The organism is Streptomyces sp. NPDC086549 (assembly GCF_044746205.1).
GTDB lineage: Bacteria > Actinomycetota > Actinomycetes > Streptomycetales > Streptomycetaceae > Streptomyces.
Genome location: NZ_JBIVBS010000007.1, coordinates 145,467 through 169,874, shown reverse-complemented (window position 1 = coordinate 169,874; position 24,408 = coordinate 145,467). Strand labels below are relative to the sequence as shown.

Annotated in this window: 23 protein-coding genes, 1 tRNA gene and 1 pseudogene; 16 read left to right on the top strand and 9 right to left on the bottom strand. The window is 72.7% G+C overall.

The genetic code is table 11. The annotated features are described in order from the left end of the window. Positions 1-220 precede the first annotated feature (220 nt). The 5 genes and pseudogenes from ACIPSA_RS23320 (at position 221) to ACIPSA_RS23300 (ending at position 4,025) form a co-directional block, all read left to right on the top strand. A tRNA-Leu gene (locus tag ACIPSA_RS23320) sits at positions 221-304 on the top strand. Between the two features lie 222 nt (positions 305-526). After that, a pseudogene (locus ACIPSA_RS23315) lies at positions 527-933 on the top strand (hypothetical protein). Positions 934-1,284: 351 nt separating this feature from the next. Next, complete coding sequence (locus ACIPSA_RS23310) at positions 1,285-2,742, top strand: DUF2252 domain-containing protein (RefSeq protein ID WP_402637898.1); 1,458 nt, start codon at positions 1,285-1,287, stop codon at positions 2,740-2,742. 75 nt (positions 2,743-2,817) lie between these two features. Further along, a complete protein-coding gene (locus tag ACIPSA_RS23305) occupies positions 2,818-3,630 on the top strand; it encodes a hypothetical protein (RefSeq protein WP_402637897.1) in 813 nt (270 codons plus the stop codon). Positions 3,631-3,695: 65 nt separating this feature from the next. Beyond that, a complete protein-coding gene (locus tag ACIPSA_RS23300; protein WP_402638131.1) occupies positions 3,696-4,025 on the top strand; it encodes a rhodanese-like domain-containing protein in 330 nt (109 codons plus the stop codon). 84 nt (positions 4,026-4,109) lie between these two features. Here ACIPSA_RS23300 and ACIPSA_RS23295 read toward each other — a convergent pair whose 3' ends face one another. From ACIPSA_RS23295 to paaA, 6 genes are all read right to left on the bottom strand, one after another. Further along, positions 4,110-5,246, bottom strand: a complete 1,137-nt coding sequence (locus ACIPSA_RS23295) for an acyl-CoA dehydrogenase family protein (protein ID WP_402637896.1) — start codon at positions 5,244-5,246, stop codon at positions 4,110-4,112. Between the two features lie 107 nt (positions 5,247-5,353). Further along, positions 5,354-6,412: a 2Fe-2S iron-sulfur cluster-binding protein gene (locus ACIPSA_RS23290; RefSeq protein ID WP_402637895.1), complete on the bottom strand. Its 1,059-nt coding sequence runs from the start codon at positions 6,410-6,412 to the stop codon at positions 5,354-5,356. Then, positions 6,412-6,939: a 1,2-phenylacetyl-CoA epoxidase subunit PaaD gene (gene paaD / locus ACIPSA_RS23285; protein WP_402637894.1), complete on the bottom strand. Its 528-nt coding sequence runs from the start codon at positions 6,937-6,939 to the stop codon at positions 6,412-6,414. Before paaD ends, ACIPSA_RS23290 begins: the two co-directional genes overlap by 1 nt. Continuing rightward, a complete protein-coding gene (paaC, locus tag ACIPSA_RS23280) occupies positions 6,933-7,652 on the bottom strand; it encodes a 1,2-phenylacetyl-CoA epoxidase subunit PaaC (protein WP_402637893.1) in 720 nt (239 codons plus the stop codon). The genes paaD and paaC overlap by 7 nt, the downstream gene beginning before the upstream one ends. Beyond that, a complete protein-coding gene (paaB, locus tag ACIPSA_RS23275) occupies positions 7,649-7,936 on the bottom strand; it encodes a 1,2-phenylacetyl-CoA epoxidase subunit PaaB (protein ID WP_359062396.1) in 288 nt (95 codons plus the stop codon). Before paaB ends, paaC begins: the two co-directional genes overlap by 4 nt. After that, a complete protein-coding gene (gene paaA / locus ACIPSA_RS23270; RefSeq protein ID WP_402637892.1) occupies positions 7,933-8,955 on the bottom strand; it encodes a 1,2-phenylacetyl-CoA epoxidase subunit PaaA in 1,023 nt (340 codons plus the stop codon). The genes paaB and paaA overlap by 4 nt, the downstream gene beginning before the upstream one ends. 434 nt (positions 8,956-9,389) lie before the next feature. Between paaA and ACIPSA_RS23265 the strand changes: the two genes are divergently transcribed. From ACIPSA_RS23265 to ACIPSA_RS23255, 3 genes are read left to right on the top strand one after another with little or no spacing between them, the layout of a single operon-like run. Beyond that, positions 9,390-10,214 carry a DUF5819 family protein gene (locus tag ACIPSA_RS23265; RefSeq protein ID WP_402637891.1) on the top strand — a complete coding sequence of 275 codons (825 nt, stop codon included), beginning with the start codon at positions 9,390-9,392 and terminating at the stop codon, positions 10,212-10,214. Beyond that, positions 10,211-11,419, top strand: a complete 1,209-nt coding sequence (locus tag ACIPSA_RS23260) for an HTTM domain-containing protein (RefSeq protein WP_402637890.1) — start codon at positions 10,211-10,213, stop codon at positions 11,417-11,419. Before ACIPSA_RS23265 ends, ACIPSA_RS23260 begins: the two co-directional genes overlap by 4 nt. Continuing rightward, complete coding sequence (locus ACIPSA_RS23255) at positions 11,416-12,171, top strand: TrmH family RNA methyltransferase (RefSeq protein ID WP_402637889.1); 756 nt, start codon at positions 11,416-11,418, stop codon at positions 12,169-12,171. The genes ACIPSA_RS23260 and ACIPSA_RS23255 overlap by 4 nt, the downstream gene beginning before the upstream one ends. A 7-nt stretch (positions 12,172-12,178) precedes the next feature. On the opposite strand, the gene paaN is transcribed toward ACIPSA_RS23255, so the two are convergent. Next, positions 12,179-13,873 (bottom strand): phenylacetic acid degradation protein PaaN, encoded by a 1,695-nt coding sequence (paaN, locus tag ACIPSA_RS23250; RefSeq protein ID WP_402637888.1) that lies wholly within the window; start codon positions 13,871-13,873, stop codon positions 12,179-12,181. Positions 13,874-14,033: 160 nt separating this feature from the next. Here paaN and ACIPSA_RS23245 point away from each other — a divergent pair, with 160 nt between their 5' ends. After that, positions 14,034-15,548: a 3-hydroxyacyl-CoA dehydrogenase gene (locus ACIPSA_RS23245; protein ID WP_402637887.1), complete on the top strand. Its 1,515-nt coding sequence runs from the start codon at positions 14,034-14,036 to the stop codon at positions 15,546-15,548. Beyond that, positions 15,545-16,135 carry a TetR/AcrR family transcriptional regulator gene (locus tag ACIPSA_RS23240; RefSeq protein ID WP_402637886.1) on the top strand — a complete coding sequence of 197 codons (591 nt, stop codon included), beginning with the start codon at positions 15,545-15,547 and terminating at the stop codon, positions 16,133-16,135. The genes ACIPSA_RS23245 and ACIPSA_RS23240 overlap by 4 nt, the downstream gene beginning before the upstream one ends. A 49-nt stretch (positions 16,136-16,184) precedes the next feature. Here ACIPSA_RS23240 and ACIPSA_RS23235 read toward each other — a convergent pair whose 3' ends face one another. Next, positions 16,185-16,685, bottom strand: coding sequence for an Lrp/AsnC family transcriptional regulator (locus tag ACIPSA_RS23235; protein WP_402637885.1), 501 nt, complete (start codon positions 16,683-16,685; stop codon positions 16,185-16,187). A gap of 175 nt (positions 16,686-16,860) precedes the next feature. Between ACIPSA_RS23235 and pdhA the strand changes: the two genes are divergently transcribed. The 6 genes from pdhA (at position 16,861) to ACIPSA_RS23205 (ending at position 23,701) form a co-directional block, all read left to right on the top strand. Beyond that, positions 16,861-17,997, top strand: a complete 1,137-nt coding sequence (gene pdhA, locus ACIPSA_RS23230) for a pyruvate dehydrogenase (acetyl-transferring) E1 component subunit alpha (protein ID WP_402637884.1) — start codon at positions 16,861-16,863, stop codon at positions 17,995-17,997. Beyond that, the gene (locus ACIPSA_RS23225; RefSeq protein ID WP_402637883.1) at positions 17,994-18,998 is read left to right on the top strand and encodes an alpha-ketoacid dehydrogenase subunit beta; all 1,005 of its coding nucleotides are present in this window, start codon (positions 17,994-17,996) and stop codon (positions 18,996-18,998) included. The genes pdhA and ACIPSA_RS23225 overlap by 4 nt, the downstream gene beginning before the upstream one ends. Then, on the top strand, positions 18,998-20,299 hold the full coding sequence (locus ACIPSA_RS23220; protein WP_402637882.1) for a dihydrolipoamide acetyltransferase family protein: 1,302 nt from the start codon (positions 18,998-19,000) through the stop codon (positions 20,297-20,299). Before ACIPSA_RS23225 ends, ACIPSA_RS23220 begins: the two co-directional genes overlap by 1 nt. 40 nt (positions 20,300-20,339) lie before the next feature. Beyond that, the gene (locus tag ACIPSA_RS23215; protein WP_402637881.1) at positions 20,340-21,302 is read left to right on the top strand and encodes an NTP transferase domain-containing protein; all 963 of its coding nucleotides are present in this window, start codon (positions 20,340-20,342) and stop codon (positions 21,300-21,302) included. Then, a complete protein-coding gene (locus ACIPSA_RS23210; RefSeq protein ID WP_402637880.1) occupies positions 21,299-22,654 on the top strand; it encodes a molybdopterin molybdotransferase MoeA in 1,356 nt (451 codons plus the stop codon). The genes ACIPSA_RS23215 and ACIPSA_RS23210 overlap by 4 nt, the downstream gene beginning before the upstream one ends. A 66-nt stretch (positions 22,655-22,720) precedes the next feature. Next, positions 22,721-23,701 carry an NAD(P)H-quinone oxidoreductase gene (locus ACIPSA_RS23205; RefSeq protein ID WP_402637879.1) on the top strand — a complete coding sequence of 327 codons (981 nt, stop codon included), beginning with the start codon at positions 22,721-22,723 and terminating at the stop codon, positions 23,699-23,701. 18 nt (positions 23,702-23,719) lie between these two features. Here the strand turns inward: ACIPSA_RS23205 and ACIPSA_RS23200 are convergent, their stop codons facing one another. Continuing rightward, on the bottom strand, positions 23,720-24,367 hold the full coding sequence (locus ACIPSA_RS23200) for a hypothetical protein (protein WP_402638130.1): 648 nt from the start codon (positions 24,365-24,367) through the stop codon (positions 23,720-23,722). Positions 24,368-24,408: the final 41 nt, after the last annotated feature.

Sequence of the window (24,408 nt, the reverse complement as noted above, 5' to 3'; positions counted from 1 at the left end):
GACCAGTGTCCCGCACCTGACTGTGGACCCGGTCCGCCTCCTGGGGAGATGACGGGGACCGGTACGAGGTTGATACGTGAACAGGGACTCTTCGATACACGCCCGTCCGGCGGTGTGGGCGGGCGACAAGGGATGTGAACCCACCCTGTCCCACGTGCTAATGTTCTCGATGTCGGAAGGGGCCAGCCCACAGGGGCCGGGACCGGAGGACACACCCAATGCGCGGGTGGCGGAATAGGCAGACGCGCTGGATTCAGGTTCCAGTGCCCGCAAGGGCGTGGGGGTTCAACTCCCCCCTCGCGCACAGAGAAACCGTGAAACGGGTCTCTGCCGGTGACGGAAGTCACGGCAGGGGCCCGTTTCTCGTTGCGCTTGCGATTGTGAGGCATCGCACGGCCCGGTGGCGGGCGCAGCCGGCCCCGTCGGTGATCTATGTCACGGACCGGCTGCAACGGCTCCTGCCGGTCGTACGGTCCACGGCCGCGGAGCTGTTCATCCCGTTCACCACCCCTGAGACGGCCAAGACCTGTCCGTCCCGTGTCAGCTCCCGTGTCAGCTCCCGTTCGGCCACCACCCGGAAGCCGTGGGTCGGGCGGCCGGTGAGGTGCTGGACGGTGCCGGTGGGCTGGTCCGCGCGCTGTACGAGGCACGGCTCGAACCGATCAGGAACGCCGTCGAAGAGGGCCCGCCGCCCCTGGGGCCCGCCACCCCGCCGCTTGTGCGTGTGCCGGCCCTGCTCGACGCCGTCCTGTGCTTCAGGCTCGACAACCGTCACCTCGCACTGGCCCTGGAGCAGACCGGCGCGGACTCCTCGCCGCCACCCGGGCCGACCTCGTCGCTTACCTGGCCGGGGAGAAGGGCATGCCCCGCGAGGAACTGCGAGATCAGCTGGCGCACTTCACCACCTCGGTCCTCGGCGCCCGCACGGGCTGAAGCGGGCGGGATCACGGGCTGAAGCGGGCGTGATCAGGGTCTTCACCGTGGCGCGCCGCGCCGTCTTCGCCGTGCTGTGCCGCGCCACCCTGAATGTCGGCGGGCCGCCGGTCCGGAGCATGAAGTGCTCGGCCTGTACGGTGAGTTCGCCGTCGTGCCGCCGGCTGCGCGACGAGCGGGCACCCTCGCATCGGGAGGTGAACGCCGGCCGGAACCGTCTGCGGGCGTGACGCCGAGGCGTCCGAGGCCGGACCCCGGTTTTCCACAGCCGTGGGGTTGTCCACAGGGCCTGACGCGTTTCGGCCACCGGCTGTACGGTCTGCACGAGTTGGTGTTCGTGCGAGAGCGTGTGTGGACGCGGGGGAGGCGGTCGCGGTGACCGAGGCCGGAGCGGGAGTGGCGGAGACGGTGGGCGCGGGTGTGGCGCGCAGGCTGCCCCGGGTGGGCGGGTTCGGCCAGTGGCCGCCGCAGGGTTCGCCGAAGGAGGAGGGCAAGGCGCTGCGGACGCGCGTCCCGCGCGGTACGCACAGCGCCCTCGACCTGGACGGCTCCCGTCCCGACGCGGTGAGCGCGGTCGAGGAGTCCAACCGCGGCCGCATTCCCGGGCTCACGCCGATACGGATGGGCAGGATGGCCGCGACCCCCTTCGCCTTCCTGCGCGGCTCGGCCGGCCTCATGGCGTACGACCTGGCGCGCACGCCCATGACCAGGATCGGCACCCAGATCTGCGGCGACGCGCACGCGGCCAACTTCGGCCTGTACGGCGACGCCCGCGGCGGCCTGGTCATCGACCTGAACGACTTCGACGAGACCGTGCACGGCCCCTGGGAGTGGGACCTCAAGCGGCTCGCCGCCTCGCTGGTGCTGGCGGGCCGGGAGGCGGGCGCCGACGAGGACATGTGCCGCAAGGCGGCGTACGACGCGGTGGGCGCGTACCGGCGCACCATGCGCCTGCTGGCCAAGCTGCCGGTTCTGGACGCCTGGAACGCCATTGCGGACGAGGAGCTCGTCTCGCACACCGACGCCCACGATCTGCTCGGCACGCTGGAGCGGGTCTCGGAGAAAGCGCGGGCCAACACCAGCGGGCGGTTCGCGGCGAAGTCGACGGAGGTCACCGAGGACGGCAGGCGCCGGTTCGTCGACGCCCCGCCGGTGCTGCGGCGCGTCCCGGACGCGGAGGCGGCGGCGGTGGCCGCGTCCCTCGAGCCGTACGTGTCGACGCTCTCGGAGGACCGTCTCCCGCTGCTGGCCCGGCACGCGGTGCACGACGTGGCGTTCCGCGTGGTCGGCACGGGCAGCGTGGGCACGCGATCGTATGTCGTCCTGCTCCTTGACCACCGCGGTGAACCGCTGGTCCTGCAGGTGAAGGAGGCCCGCCCGTCCGCACTGGTCCCGCATCTGGCGACGGCCGGCTTCGACGCGGTGCCCGCGGACCACGAGGGCCGCCGCGTGGTCCTCGGTCAGAAGCGCATGCAGGTGGTCAGCGACATCCTGCTGGGCTGGACGACGGTCGACGGCCGTCCCTTCCAGGTCCGTCAGTTCCGCAACCGCAAGGGCAGTGTCGACCCCGCCGCCCTCGCCGCCGACCAGATCGACGACTACGGCCGCATGACCGGCGCCCTGCTGGCCCGCGCCCACTCCCACAGCGTCGACCCCCGTCTGATCGCCGGCTACTGCGGCAAGAACGAGGAACTGGACGAGGCCATGGCCGAGTTCTCGGTCCGCTACGCCGACCGCACGGAGGCGGACCACGCGGACCTGGTGGCGGCGGTGCGGTCGGGGCGGATCGCGGCGGAGATGGGCGTGTGACGGGTCCGGGGACGGCCCCGTCCTGATCCGGACCACTGCGGGCGACGGGTTTCGGCCGTGGCCTAGGCTGGTCGGGTGACGACCCCGGAAGCTGAGCAGTCCCCGCCGCCAAGGCCCGAGGAGCGGCTCGAGCAGGCCGTGCGGGCCGCCGAGCAGGCGTTGATCGACTTCGAGATCGCGGTGGAGACCTTCCGCGTCGAGGTCGAGAACTTCTCCCGGCTGCACGATCAGAAACTCGGCCCGATGTATGCCCGGCTGGACGAGCTGGACGCGCGGATCGCCGAGGCCCGGGCCGCGCGCACCGGCGACCCGGAGGACATCCGGATCGCGGAGGAGGCGCGGGCCCGGGTCATGCCGATCCCCGGGGTCGAGGAGCTGCTGCACGGCTGGATGGACGGGCACGGCCTGTTCCCCGAGGCCGCGGCGATGCTCACGGACCAGGCGGTACGGCCTCCGGAGCGGGTGCGCCCGAGCGAGGAGGCCCGCAAGCTCTACCGCGAGCTGGCCCGCAAGGCCCACCCGGACCTGGCACAGGAGGAGGGTGAGCGCATGCGGCGCGAGGAGTTCATCACTCGCGTCAACGCCGCCTATGCCCGCGGCGACGAGGCGCTGCTGCGCGAGCTCGCCGAGGAGTGGGCCGCGGGTCCGGCGCCCGCCGAGCGAGCCCCGAGCCGCGCCGAGGAGCTCTACGCCCGCCTCGAGTGGCTGGCCCAGCGCAAGGAGCTCCTCGCCCTGGTCGCCCGGGAGCTGGAGGACACCGCGATCGCGTCGATGCTCCGCCTGGCCCCCGAGGACCCCGACGCACTCCTGGACGAGATCGCCGAGAAACTCCGCGTCGACGTGGCGGAGCGGGAGGCGGAGCTGGCGGGGCTGCTGGGGCAGGGGTAGCGCGAGCGCGATCCGGCTTCCGCTTCGCGTCGGGTAGCGTCGGAGACATGAGTTTCGCAGCGCGTGTGCCCACGGTCGGGGTCACGGACCTCAAGGACGACGACTTCCTGCTGGACGTCCGTGAGGACGACGAGTGGCAGGCGGGCCACGCCGAGGGGGCACTGCACATCCCCATCAGCGAGTTCGTGGCGCGCTACGGCGAGCTGACCGAGGCGGCTCCGCAGGACGGCCGGGTCCATGTGATCTGCCGGTCCGGCGGCCGCTCGGCCCAGGTCACGATGTATCTGGTCCAGCAGGGCATCGACGCCGTGAACGTGGACGGCGGTATGCAGGTCTGGCAGGCGGCCGGCCGCCCCGTCGTGACGGACGAGGGCCGGCCGGGCCACGTCCTCTAGGCCCCTCCAGGTCTCCCCAGTAGGAGCCTCCAGGTCTTTCCAGGTCTCTCCAGGCCCCTTTGGCCACCCGCCCCTTGGCGCGGGTCAGCCGCCCAGGGGGTGCGCCGCCAGCAGGTCGCCCAGCGCCTCCTCGTGTGCCGCCGCCGGGCCGAGCGCCAGCTCCAGGTGTTTGGCCCAGGCGTGGTACCGGTGCAGGGCGTACTCGGTGTCGGCGCCGAACCCGCCGTGCAGATGCTGAGCGGTCTGCACGACCCGTCGTACGCCCTCCGACGCCCAGATCTTCGCCACGGCGACGTCCCCGGAGGCGGGCAGCGCGCCCGGTGCCCCCGAGCCGACCCGCCACGCGGCCTGCCACAGGGTGGCCTCCATGGCGCGCAGGTCGATGTAGCGGTCGGCGGCCTGGACGGCGACGGCCTGGAAGGTCGCGATCGGATGCCCGAACTGCACCCGCTCGCCGGTGTAGTCGCTGGTCATCCGCAGCACCCGCTCACCCAGCCCGAGGGCCAGCGCACAGGTCCCGGTGATCAGCAGCTCCCGCAGCCACTGCCACGCTCCGTCGGCATCGATGACGTCACCGGCCGCGATCCGCACGGACTCCAGGCGCAGCTCGCCCAGCCGCTCTCCGCTGGTGGAGACCTGCTCGGCGAGGGCGACGCCATCGTGCTCCCGGGGCACCAGCGCGAGGACGCTCAGGCCGGTGCCGGTGTGCGCGGGTACGACGGTCAGGTCGGCGTCGTACGCCCACGGCACCCCCGTCTGCACCCCGTCCAGCACCCAAGCGTCACCGTCCCGCCGTGCGGTCACGGCGAGTTCGGCCGGGTCATGGCCGGTACGGCCGTTCGCGGCGACGGTCAGCACCAGTTCACCGGTCCCGGCCCGGGGCAGCAGCCGGGCCGCCAACTCCTTGCCGCCGTAGGCCTGTACGGCCGCCGCGGCCGCGCTGCTCTCCAGGAGCGGCACGCGGCCGAGCACCTTCCCGGACTCCCGCAGCACCAGGCACAGCGCGATGGCGTCCAGGCCCGCCCCGCCGTGCTCCGCGTCGAACAGCAGGCTCAGCAGGTCCGCGTCGGCGAGCCGGGCCCACAGGGCGCGGTCGAAGCCGTCGGCCACGGCGCCCGTGGTGAGCGCGGGGCTCGGTACCGCGTCGGGCGCCACCCCGGCGAACACTCCCCTGGCCGCCTCGGCCGCTGCCAGCTGCTCCTCGGTGAAGGTGAAGTCCACGGTCCTGTCCCTCCCGGCGGATCCGTTGATCTGACGGTCCGTCAAGATAGAACAGGTTCTAGAAGAAGGGAACGGTGAGGCGGCGACCCGCCGTCACTGGTCACCGGTCACCGGTCGAAGTCCAGCTCCACCTTCTCCGTCACCGGATGCGACTGGCAGGCCAGCACATATCCCGCCTCCGTCTCCTCCGCCTCCAGCGCGAAGTTGCGGTCCATGCGCACCTCGCCCGAGACCAGGAAGGCCCGGCACGTCCCGCACACCCCGCCCTTGCAGGCGTAAGGCGCGTCGGAGCGGTTGCGCAGGACCGTCTCCAGGAGCGACTCGCCGTCCTGGACCGGCCAGGTCCCGCCGCGCCCGTCGAGCCGGGCGGTCACGGTGCTGTGCGCGAGGGCCGGAGCGGCCGGTACCGCAGCCGCGCCGGCGTCCACGTGGAAGATCTCCTCGTGGATCCGGGACCGGTCCACGCCGAGTTCCCGCAGGGCCTGTTCGGCACCCTGCACCAGTCCGAACGGCCCGCACAGGAACCACCCCGCCACCCCGTCCACGGGCAGCAGCGCGGGCAGCAGCCCCGTCAGCCGCTCCCGGTCGAGACGGCCGGACGGCAGGCCCGCCTGCTGCTCCTCCCGGGAGAGCACGGTGACCAGCTGCAGCCGCTCGGGGTAGCGGTCCTTCAGGTCGGCGACCTCCTCCAGGAACATCGTGGAGGCGGCCGTCCGGTCGCTGCGGATCAGGCAGAACCGGGCCCCGGGCTCGCGCGCCAGCAGCGTCGAGGCGATCGACAGCACTGGGGTGATGCCGCTGCCGCCGACGATCGCGGCGTACAGACCGGGCGCGGGTTCCAGGGTGAAGCGTCCGGCCGGGGTCATCACCTCAAGCTCGTCGCCGACGTTCACCTCCTTGAGCGCGTACGTCGAGAAGGCCCCGCCCTCGACCAGCCGCACCCCGACCCGCAGGGTGCTCGGTCCCTCGGCGCCGGGGGCCGGGGAGCAGATCGAGTACGTCCGTCGTATCTCCGTGCCGTCGACGACCCGCCGCAGCGCGAGGTGCTGGCCCGGCGCGTGCCGGTACTGCTCGCGCAGCTCCAGGGGGACGGTGAGGGTCAGGGCCACGGAGTCGTCGGTGAGCCGGTCGACCGCGGCCACCGGGAGCGGGTGGAAGCGGGCCATCACAACTCCTTGAAGTGGTCGAACGGTTCACGGCAGTCGAGGCAGCGTCGCAGCGCCTTGCACGCGGTGGAGGAGAACCGGCTGAGCAGCTCGGTGTCGGCGGATCCGCAGTGCGGACAGTGGAGGGGGTCGGGTTCGCCGGGCAGGGTGCGGGTCGGACCCAGCGTCAGCGCGACCGGTCCGGAATCCCGGCGCTCGCGCGGGGGCGCGATGCCGAACTCCCGCAGCTTGCGCCGCCCTTCGTCCGTGATGTCGTCGGTCGACCAGGCGGGCGCCAGCACGGTGCGGACGGTGACCTCCCGCATGCCGTGCTCGCGCAGGACCCGCTCTATGTCCAGGGACATCGCCTCGACGGCCGGGCAGCCGGTGTAGGTCGGGGTCAGGTCGACGTCGACCGCGTCGGCGCCGCGCAGGCGCACCGCGCGCAGCACGCCCAGCTCCTGGAGGGAGAGTACGGGCAGTTCGGGGTCGGGCACCGAACCGGCGAGCTCCAGGAGCTCCGTCTCCAGCGCGGTCGCCGTCACCATGACGCCCCCGGGTGGCTGCGGTGCAGGTGCTGCATCTCGGCGAGCATCCGTCCGAAGGGCTCGGTGTGCAGGCCCTGCCGGCCGGCGCCCGCCGACCATGCCCCGGTGCGCGGCCCCTCGGGGACCGTGAGGGTGGCCCGGCCGAGCACGGCGCCGACGGATTCCAGCCAGGCCGCTTCCATGCCCGTCCAGTCGGCGTCCAGGCCCTCCACCGGCTGGAACATCTCTCCGGTGAACCGCCACAGCTCCCCGCACGCCCGCCGCATCCGCTCATGGCTGACGTTCGTGCCGTCCCCGAGTCGCAGCGTCCACTGCTCGGCGTGGTCGCGGTGGTAGGCGACCTCCTTGACGGCCTTGGCGGCGAGCGGCGCGAACGGGCCGTCGCCGGCCGCCAGCTGCGCGTAGAGCAGGTGCTGGTAGGTGGAGAAGTACAGCTGGCGGACGATCGTGTGCGCGAAGTCGCCGTTGGTCTGCTCCACCAGCTGGAGGTTGCGGAAGGCCCGCTCCTCGCGCAGATACGCCAGCTCGTCCTCGTCGCCCACCAGGGACAGCAGCACCCGGGCCTGGCCGAGCAGGTCCAGCGCGATGTTGGCGAGGGCGACCTCCTCCTCCAGGGCCGGGGCGTGGCCGGCCCACTCTCCCAGGCGGTGCGAGAGCACCAGGGCGTCGTCGCCGAGGGCGAGCGCCGCGCTCGCCGGAACCGTGGTGGTCACAGGTGCTTCACCCCTTCCGGGATCTCGTAGAAGGTCGGGTGCCGGTAGGGCTTGTCGGCGGCCGGTTCGAAGAAGGGGTCCTTCTCGTCCGGGGAGGACGCGGTGATCGCGGACGCCGGGACGACCCAGATCGATACGCCCTCGCCGCGCCGGGTGTACAGGTCACGGGCGTTGCGCAGGGCGAGCTCCGCGTCCGGCGCGTGCAGGCTGCCGGCATGGGTGTGGGAGAGGCCGCGGCGCGAGCGCACGAAGACCTCCCACAGGGGCCAGTCGGTGTTCGTCATGCCTGCGTTCCTCCAGTCCCGCCGGTCCGTGCTCCGCCGTTGTGCCTGGCCGCGTGCGCCGCGGCCGCCTCCCGTACCCACGCGCCCTCGTCGTGCGCCCGCCGGCGCTGGGTGATCCGCTGTTCGTTGCACGGGCCGTTGCCCTTGAGGACCTCCCAGAACTCCGTCCAGTCGATCGCGCCGAAGTCGTGGTGCCCGCGCTCCTCGTTCCACCGCAGATCCGGGTCGGGGAGGGTGAGGCCCAGGGATTCGGCCTGGGGGACGCAGATGTCGACGAAGCGCTGGCGCAGCTCGTCGTTCGAGTGGCGCTTTATCTTCCAGGTCATCGACTGCGCGGAGTGCTGCGACTCGTCGTCGGGCGGGCCGAACATCATCAGGGACGGCCACCACCAGCGGTTCACCGCGTCCTGGGCCATCGCGTGCTGCTCCGGTGTGCCGCGGCTGAGGGCGAGCAGCAGCTCGTAACCCTGGCGCTGGTGGAAGGACTCCTCCTTGCAGATGCGGACCATCGCGCGCGCGTACGGCCCGTACGAGCAGCGGCACAGGGGCACCTGGTTGGTGATCGCGGCGCCGTCCACCAGCCAGCCGATCGCGCCGACGTCGGCCCAGGTCAGGGTGGGGTAGTTGAAGATCGAGGAGTACTTCTGGCGGCCGCTGTGCAGCTTGTCGAGGAGCTCCTCACGGCTGGTGCCGAGGGTCTCGGCGGCGCTGTACAGGTACAGGCCGTGGCCGGCCTCGTCCTGGACCTTGGCCATGAGGATGGCCTTGCGGCGCAGCGAGGGCGCGCGCGTGATCCAGTTGGCCTCCGGCTGCATGCCGATGATCTCGGAGTGGGCGTGCTGGGCGATCTGCCGGACCAGCGTCGCGCGGTAGGCATCGGGCATCCAGTCGCGGGGCTCGATGCGTTCGTCCGCGGCCACGGCGGCGTCGAAGGCGCGCTGGTACGCCGCCGTGTCGGCGGTGTCCTGGGCGCCGGACGCCGGTGTGCCTGCGGTACGGTGCGCGGCTGCTGTGGCCATGCGGTCCCCCTGACCTCGGGCTCTGGCGGAAAAACGTCCCGACCGATCGTTCGGTTCGTGCGATTCAATGGTGGGGCGAGCGCCGTAAGGTGTCAACCGCTGTGGACAACCGTGACGGAGGCCTGTGGACAACCTGCGGGACCCCTGTGGAGGACGCGCACAGCGGGGCGTATGACGTCGTACGGCCTGCTGTGATGGCTGTGGGACGGTCCGTGGCCGTGCGGCGCCGCCCGGGCGCGGAGCATCCGCGGCGGGCGCGGGAACTCGGACCGGAGTGGCGATGGCCACGTGTAACGGTGGTTCCCCGGGGCTGCGCCCGTCGGGTGGGGCTGAGTACCGTTCCGTGCGAACGCCGAGGAGCGGTGCTCACGGACCATGCGGCGCATTGCGGCGGGGCGGCCGGAAGACGGAGCGGGATCGGGAAACGGGGCGGAATGGACGCGTACGACGGAGACTCGAACGCCCCGCACGGGCCGGACGGGCCGGACGGGGCGCGTCGGCCGGCGGCAGCGGACGCTGTCAGTGAGACCGGTGAGACCGGTGAGACCAGCGCGCTGGGCGGCTTTCGGCCCTCGGCCGCGGTGGAGCCCGGCGTCGCCGCGCTCGCTCCCCGTACCGGCGTCGCCGCGCTCTCCCCCCGCTACCAGATCGGGGCGGCGCTGGCCCTCGCGGTCGTCGCGGTGGCCGCCTGTGTGCACCTCGGGATGGTGTTTCTGCACGTCGCGCCGGCGAACACGGTGACGAAGAAGCACGGCACGGCGATCGACGAGTGGATTTATCCCGAGTTCGAGCAGAACTGGAAGCTGTTCGCGCCGAACCCGCTGCAGCAGAACATCGCGGTCCAGGTACGGGCGCAGGTCCGCGCGGCCGACGGCACCATGACGACCACCGGCTGGAACGACCTGTCCGCGCGGGACGGCGAGGCGATCGACGGCAATCCGCTGCCCAGCCACACCGAGCAGAACGAACTGCGCCGGGCGTGGGACTTCTTCACCGCCACGCACGACGCCGAGAACCGCCCCGTGGGCCTGCGCGGGTCGCTCTCCGGGCAGTACCTGCGCCGGATCGTGGTGATGCGCCTCTACCGGGAGGACGCGACGTGCCGGAAGGGCATCGTGCGGAGCGTGCAGGTCCGCTCGCAGACCACCAACGTGCCCCCGCCCGAGTGGAGCCACGAGCAGGTCTCCGACATACCGGTGTACCGCCTGCTGCCCTGGTGGAAGGTCACGGACGCCGAGGCCGCGAGGGGTGTGCAGTGAACCGTCTCTTCCTGTCGGTCTCCCGTGGCATCGCCCGCGTCACCGAGTCCGCCCTCGGCCCCCGGCAGACCGCCGTGATCCGCATCGGCTTCGCCGGCACCTGGCTGCTGTTCCTGCTGCGCGAGTTCCCCCACCGCCAGGAGCTGTACGGCCCCGACGGTCCGTGGAGCTGGAACATCGCCCAGCAGCTGACGTCGGACAACGGCGCCTTCACGGCCCTGTTGTGGTTCGACGGGCAGGCCTGGTTCGAGACGTGCTACGCGCTGGCCGTCGTGTCGAGCGTCCTGCTGCTGCTGGGCTGGCGCACCCGCACCATGTCCGTCCTGTTCATGCTCGGCGTCCTCTCCCTGCAGAACCGCAGCATCTTCATGGGCGACGGCGGCGACAACGTGCTGCACCTGATGTCCATCTACCTGGTGTTCACGCGCTGCGGCCAGGTGTGGTCGCTGGACGCGCGCCGGGCGGTGCGCACGGGGGCCGCACGCGCGCGTGGGGAGCGGGTCGCCGACCGGGTGGGACCGGCCCTGTGGGCGGTGCTCGGATCGGCGCTGGGCGCGGTGACCCTGTTGGGTCGCCTCGGCAGCGGCTGGCTGGTGCCCGCGCTCGTGTGGACGGTGTGGGCGGCGCTGGGCCTGTGGTGGCTTACCGGTCGTCTCACGAAGTCGGACCAGCCCCGGATCCTGCTGGACGTGATCGCCAACGCCCTCCACAACGGCGCCGTGTTCGTGATCATGGCCGAGGCGTGCCTGATCTACGCCACGGCCGGCTGGTACAAGATCCAGGGTTCGCGCTGGCAGGACGGCACCGCGGTCTACTACCCGCTCCACCTCGACTCCTTCTCGCCCTGGCCCTCCCTCGCCGGCCTGATGTCCTCCAACGGCACGATGGTCATGCTGGTGACCTACGGGACGGTGATCGTGCAGGTCGCCTTCCCGTTCACGCTGTTCAACCGGCGGGTCAAGAACGTCCTGCTGGCCGCGATGATGACCGAGCACGCCGTGATCGCGGTCGTCCTCGGGCTGCCCTTCTTCTCCCTGGCGATGATCGCCACGGACGCGGTCTTCCTGCCCACCACGTTCCTGGACCGGCTCGGCGGCTGGGCGGCACGCGTGCGTGGGCGAGTTCTGCCGCACAGGAGCCGTGTGCTGCCCCGGCCCCGCACCCCGGAGGAGGGGGAGCGCACCCGCGTAGGCTTCACGGCATGACCGACCCCGTGACCCTCTGGCGTGAGCGCGCCGGTTCCGCCGTGCTGCTCGACGGCTTCCACGCGCTCAAGCACGCCGTGCGCTTCGGGGCCGAAGTCCCGGTGGCGGTCACCACGGACCGGCGGGCGGCGCTCGCCCTCGCCGACGAGCTGGCCCCGGACGTGCGGGACGCGCTGGACGTGCTCCTGACCGAGGTGCCGGAGCGGACGTACGCCTCGGTCGTCCCGCGCCCGCACCCCACCGCCGTGGCCGCGCTGGCCGTACGGCCGTCTCGCGAGGCGGGTCTGCGGGCGCTCGCCCGTACGCCGCGCACCGCGCCCGTCGTGGTCCTCGACAACCCGCGCAACCTGGGCAACGCCGGTGCCGTGATCCGGCTGGCCGCCGGATTCGGGGCGACCGGGGTCGTCACCACGGGCACGCTCGACCCCTGGCATCCCACGGTGGTGCGCGGCGGGGCGGGACTGCACTTCGCGACCGTGGTGGAGCGGCTGACGGTGGCGGAACTGCCGTCCGGGCCGCTGTTCGCGCTCGACCCGGAGGGCGAGGACATCCGGGGCGTGAAGCTGCCGGACGACGCCGTACTGGCCTTCGGCTCGGAGCGGAGCGGTCTGTCCGCGGAACTGCGCGCGCGCACCGACCACTTGGTGGCGCTGCCGATGCGCCCCCAGGTCTCCAGCTACAACCTCGCGACCAGTGTGGCCATGACGCTGTACCACTGGAGCGCCACCGGGGGCGCACCGCTCGACTCCTAGGCGCCGATCAGGCCTCCCGGCGGACCTCCACCACCCGGAAGCGGTTCGCCACGAACGCGCCGTCGCAGAGCGCCGCGTTGGCCGCCGGGTTGCCGCCCGAGCCGTGGAAGTCGGAGAAGGCGGCGGTCTGGTTGACGTACACCCCGCCGGTGAGGTTGAGCGACAGCTGGGCGGCCTCTTCCAGGCAGACCTCCTCGATCGCCCGCTCGACGTCCCCGTCGGTCGTGTACGCGCCGACGGTCATCGCGCCCTTGTCCCGGACGGTCCGGCGCAGCAGCTCCACCGCGTGTGCCGCCGAGTCGACCGCGACGGCGAAGGAGACGGGGCCGAAGCACTCGCTCATGTAGGCGGCCTCGTCGTCCGGCTTTGCGCCGTCCAGCTTCACGACGACCGGCGTGCGCACCACCGCGTCCGGGAAGTCCGGGTTGGTGATCTCACGGGAGGCCAGGGCGACTTCGCCGAGGCCGGCCGCGGCCTCCAGACGGGCCTTCACGTCCGGGTTGACGATCGCGCCGAGCAGGGCGTTCGCGCGCGCGTCGTCCCCGAGCAGGCCGTCGACCGAGCGGGCGAGGTCGGCGACGACCTCGTCGAAGGTCTTGGGGCCCTCGTCGGTGCGGATGCCGTCCCGGGGGATCAGCAGGTTCTGCGGGGTGGTGCACATCTGGCCGCTGTACAGGGACAGCGAGAAGGCCAGGTTGGACAGCATGCCCTTGTATTTCCGGGTCGACTCCACGATGACCGTGTTGACGCCGGCCTTCTCCGTGTAGACCTGCGCCTGGAGGGCGTTGGCCTCCAGCCAGTCGCCGAACGCCGTCGAACCGGTGTAGTCGATGATCTTGATCTCGGGGCGGACCGCGAGTGCCTTGGCGATGCCCTCGCCGGGCCGCTCGGCGGCCAGCGCCACCAGGTTCGGGTCGAAGCCCGCCTCGGCGAGCACGTCGCGGGCGATCCGCACGGTCAGCGCGAGCGGCAGTACCGCGCGCGGGTGCGGCTTGACCAGGACCGCGTTGCCGGTGGCGAGGGAGGCGAACAGGCCCGGGTAGCCGTTCCACGTCGGGAAGGTGTTGCAGCCGATGACCAGTGCGATGCCGCGCGGCACCGGTGTGAACTGCTTGCTCAGCACGAGCGGGTCGCGCTTGCCCTGGGGCTTGGTCCACTCCGCGGTGTCGGGCGTGCGGACCTGCTCCACGTACGCGTACGCCACCGCCTCCAGGCCGCGGTCCTGCGCGTGCGGGCCACCGGCCTGGAACGCCATCATGAACGCCTGGCCGCTGGTGTGCATGACGGCGTGCGCGAACTGGTGCGTGCGGTCGCTGATCCGCTTGAGGATCTCCAGACAGACCACGGCGCGCAGCTCCGGGCCCGCGTCCCGCCACGCGCGCTGTCCGGCCTTCATGGCGGGCAGCAGCGTGTCGAGGTCGGCGTGCGGGTAGGTCACGCCCAGCTCGATGCCGTACGGCGAGACCTCACCGCCCACCCAGTCGTCGATGCCGGGCTGGTCGGCGAGGTCGAGGCGGTTGCCCAGGAGCGCCTCGAAGGCGACCTTGCCGGCCTCCGCGTCCAGACTGCCGTGTTCGCCGTAGGCCTTCGGGTGTTCGGGGTGCGGGGACCAGTACGCGCGCGTGCGGATGGCCTCCAGCGCCTGGTCGAGCGTGGGCCGGTGCTTGGCGATCAGCTCGTGCGCGGTCAGTTCGGCGGCCATGCGGGACCAACTCCTCGTCTCAAGAGCTCCTCGTCGAGCTCATGACCTGGGCGGAAACAGAGGCGGGAACATCCGGACAGAGTTAGAGTAACCGAACGATCGGTCGGGACAAGGGGGCCTGCCGCATCTGTGGAAAACCCCGTGCGGGAGGATCGCGCACATGACAGCACTCGACCTCAGCAGCCCCGTGGCCGTCGTGGGCACCGGCACCATGGGCCAGGGCATCGCCCAGGTCGCGCTCGTGGCGGGCCATCCCGTACGGCTGTACGACGCCCTCCCCGGGCGCGCCCGGGACGCGGCCGACGCGATCGGCGCCCGCCTCGACCGGCTGGTCGAGAAGGACCGGCTCACCGCCGCCGACCGGGACGCGGCCCGGTCGCGTCTGCGGCCCGCGGAGAGCCTGTCCGAGCTCGCGGACTGCGCGCTCGTCGTGGAGGCGGTGGTGGAGCGGCTGGACGTCAAGCAGGAGCTCTTCCGGGCACTGGAGGACATCGTCGCCGACGACTGCCTGCTCGCCACCAACACCTCGTCCCTGTCGGTCACGGCCATCGGCGGCGCCCTGCGCAACGCCTCCCGCCTCGTGGGACTGCACTTCTTCAACCCGGCCCCGCTGCTGCCGCTGGTCGAGGTCGTCTCCGGGTTCGCCACCGACGTCACCTCGGCCACGCGCGCGTACGAGACCGCCCGCGCCTGGGGCAAGACGCCGGTCGCCTGCGCCGACACCCCCGGCTTCATCGTCAACCGCATCGCCCGGCCCTTCTACGCCGAGGCCTTCGCCGTCTACGAGTCCCAGGCCGCCGACCCGGCCACCATCGACGCGGTCCTGCGCGAGTGCGGCGGCTTCCGGATGGGTGCCTTCGAACTGACCGACCTGATCGGGCAGGACGTCAACGAGTCCGTCACGCACTCCGTGTGGCAGGCCTTCTTCCAGGACGTCCGCTTCACGCCCTCGCTGGCCCAGCGGCGCCTGGTCGAGTCCGGCAGGCTGGGCCGCAAGTCCGGACACGGCTGGTACGACTACGCCGACGACGCCGAGCGCTCCGAGCCGCACACCGCCGAGATGGAGCGGCCGCCCGCCTACGTCGTCGCCGAGGGCGGTCTGGGCCCGGCGTCCGAGCTGCTCACGCTGATCCGCGAGGCGGGCATCCCGGTCCGTGAGGAGGACGAGGACCACGGCACCCGGCTGCTGCTGCCCGGCGGCGGCCAGCTGGTGCTCGCCGACGGACAGACCTCCGTCGAGTTCCGTGACGTCGTCTACTTCGACCTGGCGCTCGACTACAGGAGGGCCACCCGCATCGCCCTGTCCGCCTCCCAGGACACCGCGCCGCAGACCCTCGCGGAGGCCATCGGGCTCTTCCAGGCGCTCGGCAAGGAGGTCAGCGTGATCGGCGACGCTCCCGGCATGATCGTCGCCCGTACGGTCGCCCGGGTCGTCGACCTGGCGCACGACGCCGTCGCCAAGGGTGTCGCCACCGAGGAGGACATCGACACGGCGATGCGCCTGGGCGTCAACTACCCCCTGGGCCCGTTCGAATGGAGCCGCAGGCTCGGCCGGGGCTGGGCCTATGACCTGCTGGACGACCTGCACCTGCGCGACCCGTCCGGACGCTACGCACCGTCCCTCGCGCTCTACCGCCACGCGTACGCCACCGAGAAGCGGGAGGGCACCCCATGACCACGGCCAAGCGCGACACCTACACCCCCGAGACGCTGCTCTCCGTCGCCGTCCAGGTCTTCAACGAGCGCGGCTACGACGGCACCTCCATGGAGCATCTGTCCAAGGCGGCCGGCATCTCCAAGTCGTCGATCTACCACCATGTCGCCGGCAAGGAGGAGCTGCTGCGGCGCGCCGTCAGGCGAGCGCTCGATGGTCTCTTCGGGATCCTCGACGAGGAGCACGCGCGCGAGGGACGTGCCGCCGACCGCCTGGAGTACGTCGTCCGGCGCATGGTCGAGGTCCTCATAGCCGAACTGCCCTACGTGACGCTGCTGCTGCGCGTGCGTGGCAACACCGGCACCGAGCGGTGGGCCCTGGAGCGCCGCCGCGACTTCGACCACCAGGTGGCCGAGCTGCTGAAGGCGGCCGCCGCCGACGGGGACGTACGCGGTGACGTGGAGGTGCGCCTCGCCACCCGGCTGGTCTTCGGCATGATCAACTCGGTCGTCGAGTGGTACCGGCCGGACGGGCGGGGGGCCAGCGAGCGGGAAGTGGCCGACGCCGTGGTGCGACTGGCCTTCGGAGGCCTGCGCCGGGAGGAGTGAGCCGGCCGGCAGGCGGGTCTGCCGTCCGGCGGGTCAGCCCTCCGGCGGGTCAGCCCTCCGGCTCCAGGTCCTCCTCCTCGAACACGAGCAGCGTCCGTGTGCTGAGCACCTCAGGGATCGCCTGGAGCCGGGTGAGCACCAGCTCGCGCAACGCCCTGTTGTCCGGCGTGTGCACCAGGAGCAGGACGTCGAAATCCCCGCCCACCAGCGCGATGTGGGAGGCGCCGGGCAGCTGTCTGAGGTGCTCGCGCACCGTGCGCCAGGTGTTCTGCACGATCTTCAGCGTGATGTACGCCGACGTGCCCTGACCCGCGCGTTCATGGTCGACGCGGGCGCCGAATCCGCGGATGACGCCGTCCTCGATGAGGCGGTTGATGCGTGCGTAGGCATTGGCGCGGGAGACGTGGACGCGTTCGGCGACGGACCGTATCGACGCACGGCCGTCCGACTGGAGTATCTGGAGGATGTCCTGATCGATGGCGTCCAGCGGACGCGGGGGCGGCAGGACGATGCCGGCTTCCGGGCCCTCGGCCATTTGTTCAGGTGCCATGTCCCCCCGCCTTCCCGCCATGGACGTACTGCGTTCATTCCAGGCTGTGGAGAACCGTTTGTCCACAGCCTGACGGTGCATGTAGCCAAAATGTGCCGACGACCGAACAATCGGTAGGTGAGGCGGGTCACAGCCGACACGCCTCCCGTAGCCACTCCCACGAGGAGGTGCCGTCATGACGGTCATGGAGCAGCGAGGCGCGTACCGGCCTTCGCCGCCACCCGCCTGGCAGCCCCGTATGGACCCCGCGCCGTTGCTGCCCGACGCCGAGCCGTACCGCGTCCTCGGCACGGAGGCGGCCGGGAAGGCCGACCCGGAGCTGCTGCGCCGGCTGTACGCCCAGCTGGTGCGCGGCCGCCGGTACAACGTGCAGGCCACCGCGCTCACCAAGCAGGGCCGCCTTGCCGTCTACCCCTCCAGCACCGGCCAGGAGGCCTGCGAGGTCGCCGCCGCGCTGGCCCTCCGGGAGCAGGACTGGCTCTTCCCGAGCTACCGCGACACGCTCGCGGCCGTCGCCCGCGGAGTCGACCCCGTCGAGGCACTCACCCTGCTGCGCGGCGACTGGCACACCGGCTACGACCCGCACACGCACCGCGTGGCCCCCCTGTGCACCCCCCTCGCCACCCAGCTCCCGCACGCCGTCGGCCTCGCCCACGCCGCCCGCCTCAAGGGCGACGACGTGGTCGCGCTCGCCCTGGTGGGCGACGGCGGTACCAGCGAGGGCGACTTCCACGAGGCGCTGAACTTCGCCGCCGTCTGGCAGGCGCCGGTGGTCTTCCTGGTCCAGAACAACGGCTTCGCCATCTCCGTCCCGCTCGCCAAGCAGACCGCCGCACCGTCCCTGGCCCACAAGGCCGTCGGGTACGGCATGCCGGGCCGCCTGGTCGACGGCAACGACGTCGCCGCCGTGCACGAGGTGCTCAGTGACGCCGTGCGCCGCGCGCGCGCGGGCGGCGGTCCGACGCTCGTCGAGGCGGTGACGTACCGCATCGACGCCCACACCAACGCCGACGACGCCACCCGCTACCGCGCGGACGCCGAGGTCGAGGCCTGGCGCGAGCACGACCCCATCCAGCTGCTGGAGCGGGAGCTGACCGCCCGCGGGCTGCTCGACGAGGACGGCAAGCAGGCCGCGCGCGAGGACGCCGAGGCGATGGCCGCCGACCTGCGCGAGCGCATGAACCGGGACCCGGAGCTCGACCCCATGGACCTGTTCGCCCACGTGTACGCCGAGCCCACCCCGCAACTACGGGAGCAGCGCGCCCTGTTGCGGGCCGAGCTGGAGGCCGAGCAGGAAGGGGGGCACCGATGACCACCGTCGCGGTCAAGCCCGCCACCATGGCGCAGGCCCTCACGCGCGCGATGCGCGACGCGATGGCCGCCGACCCCGCCGTGCACGTCATGGGCGAGGACGTCGGCACGCTCGGCGGCGTCTTCCGGGTCACCGACGGGCTCACCAAGGAGTTCGGCGAGGACCGCTGCACGGACACCCCGCTCGCCGAGGCGGGCATCCTCGGCACGGCCGTCGGCATGGCGATGTACGGACTGCGCCCGGTCGTGGAGATGCAGTTCGACGCCTTCGCCTATCCGGCGTTCGAGCAGCTCGTCAGCCATGTCGCGCGGATGCGCAACCGCACGCGCGGCAGGATGCCGCTGCCGATCACCATCCGCGTCCCCTACGGCGGCGGCATCGGCGGCGTCGAGCACCACAGCGACTCCTCCGAGGCGTACTACCTGGCGACTCCGGGGCTCCATGTCGTCACTCCCGCGACCGTCGCCGACGCGTACGGACTGCTGCGCGCCGCCATCGCCTCCGACGACCCGGTCGTCTTCCTGGAGCCCAAGAGGCTGTACTGGTCGAAGGACTCCTGGAACCCGGAGCACCCGACGGCCGTTGAACCGATAGGCCGCGCCGTGGTGCGGCGCACGGGCCGGAGCGCCACGCTTCTCACGTACGGGCCGTCCGTCCCCGTCTGCCTCGAAGCCGCCGAGGCGGCACAGGCGGAGGGCTGGGACCTCGAGGTCGTCGACCTGCGCTCCCTGGTGCCCTTCGACGACGAGACGGTCTGCGCCTCGGTGCGCCGCACCGGACGCGCGGTCGTCGTGCACGAGTCGGGTGGATTCGGCGGACCCGGCGGGGAGATCGCGGCCCGGGTCACGGAGCGCTGCTTCCACCACCTGGAGGCGCCGGTGCTGCGCGTGGCCGGGTTCGACATCCCCTACCCGCCACCGATGCTGGAGCGGCACCACCTGCCCGGCGTCGACCGGATCCTGGACGCCGTGGCGCGTCTGCAGTGGGAGGCCGAGGGCTGATGGCACAGGTGCTGGAGTTCAGGCTCCCCGACCTCGGGGAGGGGCTCACCGAGGCGGAGATCGTCCGCTGGCTGGTGCAGGTCGGAGACGTCGTCGCCATCGACCAGCCGGTCGTCGAGGTCGAGACGGCCAAGGCGATGGTCGAGGTCCCCTGCCCCTACGGCGGTGTCGTCACCGCCCGCTTCGGCGAGGAGGGCACGGAACTCCCCGTGGGAGCGCCACTGCTGACGGTGGCGGTGGGACCGGCTCCCTCCGGCGGCGAGACCGCGGGCTCGGGGAACGTGCTGGTCGGATACGGCACGTCGGAACCGCCGGCGCGGCGCCGGAGGGTGCGGTCGACGGCCGCTGCCAACGGGACGGCGAAGGAGCCCGCTCCGGCACCGCCCGTCCCCGCTCGCGCCCCGGCGCCTGCGCTCGCCGAGGGGCCCGTCCCCGTGATCTCCCCGCTGGTGCGCCGGCTTGCCCGGGACAACGGCCTCGACCTGCGGCAGTTGTCCGGTTCGGGACCCGACGGGCTGATCCTGCGGGCCGATGTCGAGGGCGCCCTGCGGGCCGACGCCGCCCCCGCCCCCGTGGCGGCGGAACCGGCCGCCCGCGTCTCCCCCGTCCGCAACGGCATCCGTACCCCTCTCAAGGGCGTCCGCGGTGCCGTCGCCGACAAGCTCTCCCGCAGTCGCCGGGAGATCCCCGACGCGACCTGCTGGGTCGACGCCGACGCGACGGAACTCATGCGTGCGCGGGCCGCCATGAACGCGGCCGGAGGACCGAAGATCTCCCTCCTCGCACTGCTCGCCCGCATCAGCACGGCCGCGCTCGCCCGCTTCCCCGAGCTGAACTCCTACGTCGACACCGACGCCCGCGAGGTCGTCCAACTCGACCACGTACACCTCGGGTTCGCCGCGCAGACCGAGCGCGGGCTGGTCGTGCCGGTGGTCCGGGACGCCCACGCGCGCGACGCCGAGTCGCTGACCGCGGAGTTCGCTCGGCTGACCGAGGCCGCGCGCGCCGGGAAGCTGACACCCGGGGAACTCACCGGCGGGACCTTCACGTTGAACAACTACGGGGTGTTCGGCGTCGACGGCTCCACGCCGATCATCAACCACCCGGAGGCGGCCATGCTCGGCGTCGGCCGCATCGTCCCCAAGCCGTGGGTGCACGAGGGCGAGCTCGCGGTGCGCCAGGTCGTCCAGCTCTCGCTCACCTTCGACCACCGGGTGTGCGACGGCGGCACGGCGGGCGGCTTCCTGCGGTACGTGGCGGACTGCGTGGAACAGCCGGCGGTGCTGCTGCGGACGCTCTGACCGGTTTCCCTGTGATCTGGGCGGCACGCATACTCGGAGGGTGACCCCCTCCGAGCAGCCCGCCGCCCCCGGTCCCGACATGCCGTACGTCGACGCCCCGTACGCCGTCGCGCCCTACGATGCCGTCGTGCTCGCCGGTGGTGCCGCCCGGCGCCTCGGCGGGGTCGACAAGCCCGCCGTGCGGGTCGGCGGGCGGCCGCTGCTCGACCGGGTGCTCGCGGCCTGTGCCGGGGCACGCGCGACCGTCGTCGTCGCCGATCCCCGGCCGACCGCGCGCCCGGTGCGGTGGGCCCGCGAGGAGCCGCCCGGCGGCGGACCGGTCGCCGCGCTCGACGCCGGCCTCCGGCGGACCAAGGCGGAGCACGGCCCGGAGCACGGCCCGGAGTACACGGAGTTCACCGTGGTGTTCTCCGCCGACCTGCCCTTCCTCGAAGAGGCCACGGTGCTCCGGCTGTTGACGGCCCTGCGCACCACCGGCGCCGAGGGCGCACTGCTCACCGACGCGGACGGCCGCGACCAGCCGCTCGTGGCCGCGTACCGCACGGACGCGCTGCGCCGCGAACTGGCGGCGCTCGCGCACGGGCACGGCGGCCTTGCCGGGCTGCCCCTGCGCCGGCTGACCGGCGCGCTCGACCTCACCCGCGTCCCGGACCCGTTCGCCTCCTTCGACTGCGACACCTGGGACGACATCGCCACCGCCAGGGCACGCATCAGGGAGCATGGACACGTGTTGGATGAATGGATCTCCGCAGTCAAGGACGAGCTGGGCATCGACCTGGACGTCGACACCGGCGTCCTGCTCGACCTCGCACGTGACGCCGCCCATGGCGTGGCCCGCCCCGCGGCCCCGCTGACCACCTTCCTCGTCGGCTACGCGGCTGCGCAGGGCAAGGGCGGCCCCGAGGCGGTCGCCGAGGCCGCCCGCAAGGCGGTGGCACTGGCGCTGCGCTGGGAGGAAGAGAACAGCTCCCCGCAGCCCGACCCGGGGCCGGACGCCGGATGACCGCCCGCGGCAGCAGGATCGGCGCGCACGCCCAGGACGCCGACGACCTCGATCTCGAGGAGGCGCTCGCCCTCGTGAGGGAGCCCAGGCCAGATCGTGGCCCCGCCCCGGGCGGCCACGTGCCCGGGCCCGCCTCCGACGACCGCCACCACAAGGCCACCCCCTGGCCCCGGGCCCGCGAGATCGCCGCCCGTGCCGCCCGCTCCGGCGCCCGCCGTACCCCCGTCCCGGTGCCGCTCGGCGACGCCCTCGGCCTGGTCCTGGCCGCCCCCCTCGACGCGCTCACCGACCTCCCCTCCTTCGACACGTCCGCGATGGACGGGTGGGCGGTCGCCGGGCCCGGTCCCTGGGCCGTACGGGCCGAGGGCGTCCTGGCCGGCCAGGCCCAGCCGGAGCCGCTGTCGGACGGGGAAGCGGTACGGATCGCGACCGGCGCCCGTATCCCGCCCGACACGACAGCCGTCCTGCGCAGCGAGCACGGCCGCATGGACGACAAGGGCCGCCTGCACCCCACCGGGGAAGTCGGCCACGGCCAGGACATCCGCCCCCGCGGCCAGGAGTGCCGCACGGGCGACCAGCTGCTGCCCGTCGGCACCCTCGTCACTCCGGCCGTGCTGGGGCTGGCCGCGGCCGCCGGATACGACAGCGTCACCACGGTCCCCCGCCCCCGCGCCGACATCCTGGTCCTGGGCGACGAGCTGCTCACCGAAGGGCGCCCGCGCGAGGGGCTCATCCGTGACGCGCTCGGCCCGATGCTGCCGCCCTGGCTGCGCGCGCTCGGCGCGGAGGTCACCGGGGTGCGCCGACTCGGCGACGACGCCGAGGCCCTGCACCGGGCCGTCACCTCGTCCGACGCCGACCTCATCATCACCACCGGGGGCACCGCGGCCGGTCCCGTCGACCACGTCCACCCCACCCTGCGACGCATCGGAGCCGAACTCCTCGTCGACGGCGTCAAAGTACGCCCCGGTCATCCCATGCTGCTGGCCCGCACCAAGGAGAACCAGCACCTCGTCGGCCTGCCCGGAAACCCCCTCGCGGCCGTCTCCGGCCTGCTCACGCTCGCCGAACCGCTGCTGCGGACCCTCGCCGCGCACCCGGCCCCCGAGCCGTACGCGCTGCCCCTGCGGGAGACGGTGCACGGGCATCCGTACGACACCCGGCTCATCCCCGTGGTGCTGCGCGGTGACGGTGCCGTGCCGCTGCACTACAACGGCCCGGCGATGCTGCGTGGTGTCGCCGCCGCCGACGCGCTCGCGGTCGTACCGCCGGGCGGCACCCAGCAGGGGCAGGAGACGGAACTCATCGATCTTCCGTGGGCGACCGCCGGGATCGGGGTGTGTTTCACGTGAAACTTCCGGTCCCTGACGCCATGGCCTTGCCCGGAGGCCGCACCGGCGGAGGGTAGCGTCGCTGTCATGCATGCGATCACGATTCCCGAACCTGGTGGGCCCGAGGCGCTGGTGTGGGACGAGGTCCCCGATCCGGTGCCGGGCGCGGGCGAGGTGCTGGTCGAGGTGGTGGCCAGCGCCGTCAACCGGGCCGACATCCTGCAACGCCAGGGCTTCTACAATCCGCCGCCGGGCGCGTCCCCGTACCCCGGACTGGAGTGCTCCGGCAGGATCGCCGCGCTCGGTCCCGGGGTCTCCGGCTGGGCCGTCGGCGACGAGGTGTGCGCGCTGCTCGCGGGCGGCGGCTATGCCGAGAAGGTCGTCGTCCCCGCCGGGCAGCTGCTGCCGATTCCCGAGGGTGTCGACCTCAAGCAGGCCGCCGCGCTGCCCGAGGTGGTCTGCACGGTCTGGTCGAACGTCTTCATGGTGTCCCACCTGCGCCCCGGCGAGACGCTGCTCGTGCACGGCGGATCCAGCGGCATCGGCACGATGGCGATCCAGCTCGCCAAGGCGGTCGGTGCGAAGGTCGTGGTCACGGCCGGCACCAAGGAGAAGCTGGACCACTGCGCCCAGCTGGGTGCCGACATCCTGATCAACTACAAGGAGCAGGACTTCGTCGCCGAGGTCGGCAAGGCCACGGACGGTGCGGGTGCCGACGTCATCCTCGACAACATGGGCGCCGCATACCTGGACCGCAACGTCCAGACCCTCGCCGTCAACGGCCGTCTCGCGATCATCGGCCTGCAGGGCGGTGCCAAGGGCGAGCTGAACATCGGCGCGCTCCTCACCAAGCGGGCCGCCGTCAGCGCGACCTCGCTGCGTGCCCGCCCGCTCGCCGAGAAGGCGGCCATCGTCGCGGCCGTACACGAGCATGTGTGGCCCCTGATCGCCGCCGGTCACATTCGCCCGGTCGTCGACCGTGAGCTGCCGATGCCGGAGGCCGCCGAGGCCCACCGGGTGGTGGAGGCGAGCGGCCACGTCGGCAAGGTGCTCCTGGTCGCGCCGTAGCGGCCCGGGTGGCGGGCCTCAGCCCCTCCGTACCCGTAGGGCGACGAACGCCAGCCCCAGCCCCAGCCCGATGAGGACCAGGCCGGTGCCCAGCGGCAGGATCTGCAGGACGGGCTCGGCGGGGGCGCCGGCGGTGTCGGAGCCGGCCTGCCCGGCGGGCCGCAGCGGTGGCACGGAGGGGACCACCGCGGCCTGCTGGGGCGATTCGGAGGGTGTCGAGGCCAGGGTCTCAAGGGCGCTCTCCACGCCGCTCTCGTCGGGATCCGCCTCTTCCCCGGACGCGGTGTCATCGCCCTCGACCTCCGCCGCGGGGCCCTCCGGCCGCCCCGGCCGCACCCGCCCCTCACCGGCCCGGCTCCCGGCCCGGGACGGATCGGCCGAGACCGAGGCCGAGGCCGAGGCAGAGTCGGAGGAGGAGGGAGAGGAAGAGGGGGAGGCGGAGCCGGAGCTGCCGGAGTCGGCAGCCGAGGCAGAGGCCGGGGCAGAGGCCGCGGCAGAGGCAGAGAGAGAAGAGGAGGGGGCGCGCGAGCCCGACGGCGCGGCCTCGGCGCCGTACGAAGGCCCGGCGCCGCACGGCACGGCGACCACACCCAGGACGAGTGGCAGTCCCGCAGCGCGGAGCGTGAGACGCAGCCATGGAGCCACGGCGGTGACCTCCCGGAGCACAGTCGCCAAGACCGACGGAAAACCGACGGAAATAAGCCTCA